The organism is Leucobacter sp. M11 (assembly GCF_035726885.1).
In the GTDB taxonomy this organism is placed as follows: Bacteria; Actinomycetota; Actinomycetes; order Actinomycetales; family Microbacteriaceae; genus JAPFRB01.
On record NZ_JAPFRB010000003.1, the window covers coordinates 690,890 to 691,933 of the forward strand.

Annotated in this window: 1 protein-coding gene; it reads left to right on the forward strand. The window is 75.7% G+C overall.

Annotation, left to right across the window (positions count from 1 at the left end; all coding sequences use genetic code 11):
* Positions 1–1,044, forward strand: a 1,044-nt coding sequence (locus OOT08_RS11705) for an ATP-binding protein (RefSeq protein ID WP_442916241.1), incomplete at both ends; no start/stop codon positions are given.

The following is a 1,044-nucleotide window of genomic DNA, read 5'->3' on the forward strand; positions in this document are numbered from 1 at the left end:
AGCAGTTCGACGCCGCCGTCCGGGAGGCCACCGCGGCATTCGGGCGCGGCGAGTGCTTCGTCGAGCGCTTCCTCGACCGCCCGCGGCACATCGAGGTGCAGGTGCTCGCCGATGCCGCGGGCACCGTCTGGACGCTCGGTACCCGCGACTGCTCCCTCCAGCGCCGCAACCAGAAGCTCGTCGAGGAGGCGCCGGCCCCCGGGCTGAGCGATGGCCAGCGCGAGGAGCTGGCCCGAGCGGCGCGCGAGCTCTGCCTCGCCGCGGGCTACGTGGGCGCGGGCACGGTCGAGTTCCTGCTCGGCACCGACGGCACGCTCTCCTTCCTCGAGGTCAACACGCGGCTCCAGGTGGAGCACACGGTGACCGAGGAGATCTTCGGCGTCGACCTGGTCGCCTGGCAGCTCCGCATCGCGGCGGGGGAAACCCTGCCCGCGGCGGCCCCCGAGGCCCGGGGGCACGCCCTGGAGTTCCGGATCAACGCCGAGGACCCGGCCCGTGGCTTTCTGCCCGCGCCCGGCACGGTGACACGCTTCGAGGCCCCCTCCGGGCCGGGGGTGCGCCTGGACACCGGCGTCGGCGCCGGGTCAACGGTTCCCCCGGTCTTCGACTCGCTGCTGGCGAAGCTCGTGGTGACGGGACAGGACCGGGCCGAGGCAATCCGCCGCGCCCGCCGCGCCCTCGCCGAGTTCGCGATTGAGGGCCTGCCGACCGTGCTGCCCTTCCACCGGGCCGTGCTGGAGGCGGCGGACTTCGCGGGCGAGCACCCCGAGGGGCACCGGGTGCACACCCGCTGGATCGAGACCGTCTTCGACGCGGAGCTCGCCGTGACGCCCTTCCTCCCCGCGGAGGCGGAGCCGGGGATGCTCCGAGCCGAGCTCGAACTGGACGGACGTCTCGTGCGTATCGGCCTGCCGGGCGCGCTGCTCGCGGCCCTCGGCGGGCTCTGCGCCCACACCCCCGGCACCCCGGCCGCGGCGGGGCCGGAACAGCCCGCGGCCGAGGCCCCCGGGGCGGTCAGCGCGCCCATCACCGGCACGGTGCAGG